This window comes from Sphingomonas sp. Leaf25, assembly GCF_001421635.1.
Classification (GTDB): Bacteria; Pseudomonadota; Alphaproteobacteria; order Sphingomonadales; family Sphingomonadaceae; genus Sphingomonas.
This window is the reverse complement of the sequence record NZ_LMKU01000023.1, coordinates 192000-199112: the sequence shown is the minus strand read 5'-3', so window position 1 is coordinate 199112 and position 7113 is coordinate 192000. Positions and strand designations below refer to the sequence as shown.

Below are 7113 nucleotides of genomic sequence, written 5' to 3'. Positions count from 1 at the left end.
CCCCGCCCGCCGCCGGTCCGGCGACCGGCGCGCCCGCATCGCGCCCCGGCGTCTTGAGATCGAAGCGGACGATGAAGAAGCGGAACACGCCGTAATAGAGCGCGAAATAGGCAAGGCCGACCGGAAGCAGCAGCAGCGGCTTCGTCGCCTTGCCATAGTTCAGCACATAATCGAACAACCCGGCCGAAAAGCCGAAGCCGAGCTTCACCCCCAGCCAGTTCATCACCGCCATCGACAGCCCGGTCAGCACCGCATGGACCCCGTAGAGGACGGGGGCGAGGAACATGAACGAGAATTCGATCGGTTCGGTAACACCGGTCAGGAAGCTGGTGAGCGCGAGGCTGAGCAACATGCCGCCCACCGCCTTGCGCCGCTCGGGCAGTGCCGATCGATACATGGCAAGGCACGCGGCGGGCAGGCCGAACATCATCACCGGGAAGAACCCGGCCATGAACGCGCCCGCATTCGGATCGCCGGCGAAGAAGCGCCGCAGATCGCCCGTCGTCCCCTCGAAATCGCCCAGCACGAACCACGCGACGTTGTTCAGGATGTGGTGCAGCCCGGTGACGAGCAGCAACCGGTTGAGCAGGCCGAAGCCGAACAGCCCGAAGCTTCCCGACGCCACCAGCCCACGGCTGGTCAGGTCGAGCCCGGTGCTGATCCCGCCGAAGCTCAGCCCCACGATCGCGGCGATGGCGATGCCGGCCAGCCCGCTGACGATCGGCACAAAGCGCCGCCCGCCGAAGAAGGCGAGATATTCGGGCACCTTGATCGTGGCGAACCGGTTGTAGAAGCTGCCGCCGATCAGGCCGGAGACGATACCGATCGGCACGTCGAGCTTGGCGAACGCCTTGGCCTTCCACGCGGCGGACAGTGTCGCGGCGATGCCCTCCTCGAACCCCTTCGTCACCTCGGCCGGCACGGTCAGGAACACCGGACCACCGTTCTTGACGACCAGATAGCAGACCACCCCGGCAAGACACGCCGCGCCATTGCCGTCGCGGGCGATGCCGCATGCCACGCCGATCGCGAACAACAGCCCCAGATTGGCGAACAGCGCATCGCCCGCCGCCGCCAGCAGGCCGATGTCGAGCAGGTCGGGCTGGCCCAGCCGCAGCAGCAGCCCGGCCACCGGCAACACCGCGATCGGCAGCATCAATGCCCGGCCGATCGGCTGGAGCAGTTCGATCATCGACCTCATGCGGCTTGCTCCTTCAGGAAATCACGAACCATCGCGCGCACCTCGCCCGCCGATGCGGCGGCAAGGGCGCGGGTTGCCAGCGCGTGGCAGCGATCGATCGACAGGGTGCGCACCAGCGCCTTGAGTTCGGGAACGAAGCGCGGCGCCGCCGACAATTCGGTGATGCCGAGGCCAATCAGCAACGGCACCGCTAGGCCGTCGGACGCAAGGCCACCGCACACCCCGACCCACCGGCCATGGCGCGCCGCGCCTTGCGCGGTGTGCGCGATCAACTGCAACACGGCGGGATGCAGCCCGTCGATCCCGGCGGCGACCGCCGGGTTGCCGCGATCCATCGCCAGCGCATATTGGGTAAGGTCGTTGGTGCCGATCGACAGGAAATCGGCGTGCGCCGCCAGCGTCCCCGCCGTCACCGCCGCCGCCGGCGTCTCGACCATGATGCCGACCTCGACCCGTTCGGCGATGCCCATCTCGCCGCGCAACCGGTCGACGACCGCGCGGACCGCGACGATCTCGGCGACGCTCGCCACCATCGGGATCATGATCCGGCATTGCCCGACCGGCCGGACCGACAGAATGCCACGCAACTGCGCCTCGAGGATCTTGGGCATCGCCAGCGCGACGCGGATGCCGCGCAGCCCCAGCGCCGGATTCTCCTCCGGCGCGATCGGCAGATAGGGGGCGGGCTTGTCGCCACCGACGTCGAGCAGCCGCACGATCAGCGGTCGCCCTTCGAGCACCCCGGCGATCTCGCCGTACAGCGCCGCCTGTTCGGTCGCGTCGGGCGCGGTGTCGCGTTCGAGGAACAGGAATTCGGTGCGCAGCAGCCCCGATCCTTCCGCGCCGTTCGCCACCGCGATCCGTGCGTCCTCGACCGAGCCGAGATTCGCGAACGCCTCGATCCGCACGCCGTCGGCGGTGCGGCACGCCTCGCCCGCCGCTGCCAGCGCCGCCGCCGCCGCATCGGCACGCCGCCCGGCAATGGCGCGGGCCTCGGCCAGCACCGCCTCGGGCGGATCGACATGGACCACGCCGCCATCGGCATCGAGGATCAACGTCGTTCCGTCCGCGACGTCCTGCAACGGCGCGCCGATCGCGACCAGCGCGGGCAGCCCCATCGTCCCGGCAAGGATCGCGACGTGCGAGGTCGGCCCGCCGCGCTCGATCGCCAGGCCGACGACCGCGGCGGGATCGAGCGCCATCACCTGCGATGGCAGCAGATCGTCGGCGAGCAGGATCGTGCCCGGCGCGAACGCCAGCGCCGCTGTCTCCGCACCGGTCAGTTCGGCCAGCACCTGCCGTTCGAGGTCGAGCAGATCGTCGGCCCGCTCGGCCAGCCGGGAATCGCCCAGCCCTTTCAGCACCATCGCCTGTGCCCGCGTCGCGCCACGCCACGCATGGCCCGCATCCTGTCCGCCGACGATCCCGCGATCGGCTTCGGCGCGCAGGTCGTCGTCGTCCAGGAACGCGATATGCGCCGCGCGGATCGCCGCCCCCGCCCCGGTCCCCGGTGCCGCCGCCAGTCGCGCCCGCACCGCGCCCAATGCGCGTTCGAGCCGCTGCGCCTCCACCTCAATGCCCTGCCCGTCGACCGGCACCTCGATCTCGGCGACGCGCAGCCAGCGCGCGGTGCCGATCGCATAGCCCGCCGCCGCCAGCGTACCGCCAAGCTGCCCGGCGGGCAGGTCGCGCAATCCTGCCGGGGCGGGCGCGATCGGTGCCGGCGGCGGTGCGTCGGGCGCCGTCGCCTCGCCCATGCCGCCCTCGATCAGCGCGACCAGCGCCGCGACCGCCTGCGCCGCGTCCGCGCCGCTCGCGCGGACCTCGATCACGTCGCCATGCCGGATGCCGAGGCCGAGCAGCCCGACCGCGCCGCGCGTCGTCGCCTGCGCGCCGCCCTTCACCAGCCAGCTCGTCGCCGAAAACCCCTTGGCGACGTCACCGATCCGCGCGGCGGGCCGGGCATGGATGCCATGCGCCATCGGTACGCGGACCTCGGCGGACACCCGTTCGCCGCCCGTCTCCGCCACCGCCTCGCGCGCCGCGACCGGCTCCAGCGTCAGCACCACGTCGCCGGGTTCCACCATCCGCCCGCCGCCGTGCGCGACGATGCGGAACGCATCGCCATTGGTGACGAGGATCGGGGTGACGACCGACGGCGCGGCGCACACGATCGCGTCGAGATCGAACTCGATCAGCACCTGCCCCTGTGTCACCCGCTCACCCGGCGCGACGCGCGCGGTGAACGGCGCGCCGCCCAGTTGCACCGTGTCGATGCCGATGTGCATCAACAGCTCGACCCCGCCTACCCCACGCAACGTGATCGCATGGCCGCCGGAATGGAGCGTCAGCACCTCGCCGTCGCACGGCGCGTGCAGGCTGGTGCCGACGGGATCGATCGCGATGCCGTCGCCCAGCATGCGCCCGGCGAACACCGCATCGGGCACCTCGTCCAGCGAACAGGCCCAGCCCTTCAGGGGCGCGGTCAGGCGGATGGCGGTCATGGGCGGCCTCTTGCTTGGGTGGACCCACCCCCCGGTCGGTCGCTGCCCGTTGACGATGTTCCGGCGCTACCGCCGGTCAGAAGACGCGGACGCCACCGATCCAGGTGCCGCGCACGGTCAGGTCGGGTGCCAGCCACACGAAATCGGCATTGCCGCCGACGATCAGGCTGCCGATCCGGTGCGACAGGCGCAGGAACGCGGCGGGGTTGGCCGATGCCATCGCCACCGCGTCGACCAGATCGACACCCAGCGCATGGGTGTTGGCCACCGCCTGCGCCATGTCGAGATCGCAGCCGGCCAGCGTCCCGTCGGGGCCGACGCACACGCCGTTCTCGACATGGATCGGCCAGCCGTTCAGCACGAATTCCTTGGTATCGGCCCCCACGGTCGGCATCGCGTCCGTCACCAGCATGAACCGGTCGTGCGGCCGCGCCGCCAGCGCCACGCGGATCGCGGCGGGGTGGAGATGCGCGCCATCGACGATCAGCCCGGCATAGACGCTCCGGTCCTCCAGCACCGCGCCGACGACGCCCGGATCGCGGTGCCGAAGCGGCGACATGGCATTGTAGAGGTGGGTGACGCCGCGCGCACCCGCATCGATCGCGGCGCGCGCCTGTTCATAGGTCGCGTCGCTATGGCCGATGCTGACGATCACCCCGGCCGCGACCAGCCGCCCGATCGCCGCCGTGTCGTTGCGTTCGGGGGCCAGCGTCACCATCACCACACCCTTGCGCGGGCGGGTCAGCAACTCGATCGCCGCATCGTCCAGCGCGCGGAAATGCGCCGCATCGTGGATGCCCTTGCGCACCGGGTTCAGGAACGGCCCCTCGACATGGATGCCGACGACGCCGGGCACCCCCTGTTCGATCGCCGCATCCACCGCATCCAGCGCGGTCGCGACGACGTCCAGCCGGTCGCTGATGAGCGTGGGCAGGAACGCGGTGGTGCCATAGCGCGCATGCGCCGCGCCGATCGCGGCGATCCCTTCGACACTCGGCGTGTCGTTGAACAACACGCCCCCGCCCCCGTTCACCTGCGTATCGACGAAACCGGGCACCAGCCAGCCGCCGCCCAGGTCGATCGTCTCGGCCGCGCCATCGACATGGAAGTCGGCGATCCGCCCGTCCTCGACCCGGAACGCGCACGATGCACCGTCGCAGCCTTCGGCGAGCACGCGCCCGCCGTGAAAAACGAAGCCGCTCATCGGGTTTCGGTCACTTTGCGCAGGTGCGGCGGCGCGTCGGGGTTCAGGCCCCGGCGGCGCGACACGGTTTCGATCATGCGATAGAAGCTCTGGATCATCAGGATCGGTTCGATCGCGGGATGGCTGCGCAATACGGGCGGATGGCTGTCGTCGCTCGCCGCATCGGCCAGATGCACCGCAGCCCCCCGCCCGGCGAACTCCGCCGCCGCCGCGCGTACGTCGTCGCCCGCCTCGTCCGACGTCGCGAAGCCCAGCAACGGAAAGCCGTCGTCGATGATCGCCATCGGCCCGTGGCGCACCTCGGCGCTGCTGAACGCCTCGGCATGCAGTGCCGACGTTTCCTTCATCTTGAGCGCCGCTTCCTGCGCGATGCCGAAGCTGTAGCCTCGCCCGATCACGAACAGGTTGCGCGCCGCCACCAGCGTATCGACGACCGCGCTCCAGTCGAGCGCGAACGCCTGCTCCAGTTGCGCCGGCGCGGCATCCAGCGCGTCGAGCAGCGCCCGGTCCTCGCTCCAGTGCGCCGCGACCGCCGCCAGCCCGGCGAGCGACGCGATGAACGACTTGGTCGCCGCGACCGACGTTTCCGCGCCGGCCGACAGCGGGAGCACGACATCGGCCAGCGCAGCGAGCGGCGCGTCCTCGACGTTCACCAGCGCCACGACCCGCGCGCCGGCCGCCTTGTAGCTTTCGACGGTGCGCAGCAGGTCGGGGCTGCGGCCCGATTGCGACACCGCGATCACCAGCGCGTTCATCCGCTCCATCCGCGTCGCATAGACCGACGCGACCGACGGCGCGGCGCTGGCGACCGGCACGCCGCACAGCGTCTCGATCAGATATTTGCCATAGGTCGCGGCATGGTCCGACGATCCGCGCGCGCAGGTGACGACCAGCGCCGGCGGATCGGCGCGCAACTGCGCCCCCAGATCGGCCAATGCCTGCGCGTTGCGCGCCAGGAAGCGGGCGACCGCCTGCCCCCCCTCGGCCGCCTCGCGGTGCATCGCGGTCGGTTCATGGGCAGCGGTCTGGGCCGGGTCGGCCGACAGGATGGACGTCATATACCCCCTCGATGCACTGACCCGGACTGCCCGGATCAGCTCGCGTTCAGTTCGGCGACCACGTCATAGGCGTCGCCACGATAATAGGACTGGGTGAACTCGACCGTGTCGCCATCGGCCAGAAAGCCGCGACGTTCGATGAACAGCCCGGCATGGCCGGTCTCGACGCCCAGCCGCCGCGCCTGTTCGGCGGGAAAGGCCATCGCGCGCAGCCGTTGCAGCGCGCGCACCGGCCGGCATCCCGCCGCCTCCAGCGCGGCATAGAGCGAATCGCCCACCGCATCGACCGAGGGCAGGCAATGCCCCGCGATCGTCGCATATTCGACCGCCATCGGCACGTCGTCGGCATAGCGCATCCGCTGGAAGCGATAGACCGGCGTGCCGGGCGACAGGCCGAGCGACATCGATTCCTCGGGCGTTACCAGCCCCGCCGACTTCGATACCCATTCGCTGGCGGGCACGCGCCCGCGCGCCATCATGTCCTCCGAAAAGGACGACAGCTTGGAAAAGCTCTTCTCGACCCGCGCCGCGACGAAGGTGCCCGCCCCGCGCCGCCGCACGACCAGTCCTTCGTTGGCCAGCCCCTCGATCGCCTTGCGCACGGTGATGCGTGACACGTCATATTCGGCGGCCAGCTCGCGTTCGGGCGGGATCACATCGTCCTGCACCAACACCTTTCGTTCGATCGCGGTACGAACCAGTTGCTGGAGCTGAACATAGAGCGGGGCGTGCGCGTCATCGCGCAGCCGCCCCACCCGCTCATAGAAACTCATGCCGACGCCCTTCGAAACCATCTGCCGCGCAGCGTAGGGGGTGGCTTGGATATTCACAACCGATACGCATAGGTATGTTTTTGGTATTGGGCAATTCGGTTTTTTGGCCTGCTTCGTCCCTGCGGCATCCTATCGCGACTGCCCGGTGTCGACACTTCGCCCGGCATGACACCGCTCCCCCGGCCATACCCCCTCATACCAATGGATCAGAACACCGCCGTCCGCACGTTTCCGGTGCATTTCACCACCAGCGCCCCTCATCGGCCCGTTGAAATTTCGCTGCGCCAATGCGGCACTTACGGCACGAAAACCAAACTCCGTCGCATCGATCACGAACAAATTTCTCACCAGTGATGTAGGTTTTCATTTTTAT

The 7113-nt window shown here is 69.7% G+C and carries 6 protein-coding genes; 1 reads left to right on the top strand and 5 read right to left on the bottom strand.

All coding sequences use genetic code 11. The features are described 5' to 3' along the window. The 5 genes from ASE78_RS08710 to ASE78_RS08690 form a co-directional block, all read right to left on the bottom strand. Nucleotides 1-1201 (bottom strand): PTS transporter subunit EIIC (locus tag ASE78_RS08710; protein ID WP_235514943.1); only part of this gene is annotated, 1201 nt, incomplete at its 3' end. Then, nucleotides 1198-3705: a phosphoenolpyruvate--protein phosphotransferase gene (gene ptsP, locus ASE78_RS08705; protein WP_056495794.1), complete on the bottom strand. Its 2508-nt coding sequence runs from the start codon at nucleotides 3703-3705 to the stop codon at nucleotides 1198-1200. The genes ASE78_RS08710 and ptsP, both read right to left, overlap by 4 nt. 76 nt (nucleotides 3706-3781) lie before the next feature. After that, complete coding sequence (nagA, locus tag ASE78_RS08700) at nucleotides 3782-4909, bottom strand: N-acetylglucosamine-6-phosphate deacetylase (RefSeq protein WP_056495791.1); 1128 nt, start codon at nucleotides 4907-4909, stop codon at nucleotides 3782-3784. Beyond that, the gene (locus ASE78_RS08695; protein WP_056495788.1) at nucleotides 4906-5967 is read right to left on the bottom strand and encodes an SIS domain-containing protein; all 1062 of its coding nucleotides are present in this window, start codon (nucleotides 5965-5967) and stop codon (nucleotides 4906-4908) included. The genes nagA and ASE78_RS08695 overlap by 4 nt, the downstream gene beginning before the upstream one ends. Before the next feature lie 35 nt (nucleotides 5968-6002). Beyond that, nucleotides 6003-6740 carry a GntR family transcriptional regulator gene (locus tag ASE78_RS08690; RefSeq protein WP_055761552.1) on the bottom strand — a complete coding sequence of 246 codons (738 nt, stop codon included), beginning with the start codon at nucleotides 6738-6740 and terminating at the stop codon, nucleotides 6003-6005. A 201-nt stretch (nucleotides 6741-6941) separates the two neighbouring features. On the opposite strand from ASE78_RS08690, the gene ASE78_RS18655 reads away from it, so the two are divergent. Then, on the top strand, nucleotides 6942-7094 hold the full coding sequence (locus ASE78_RS18655) for a hypothetical protein (protein WP_156351370.1): 153 nt from the start codon (nucleotides 6942-6944) through the stop codon (nucleotides 7092-7094). The last annotated feature ends 19 nt before the right edge of the window (nucleotides 7095-7113 follow it).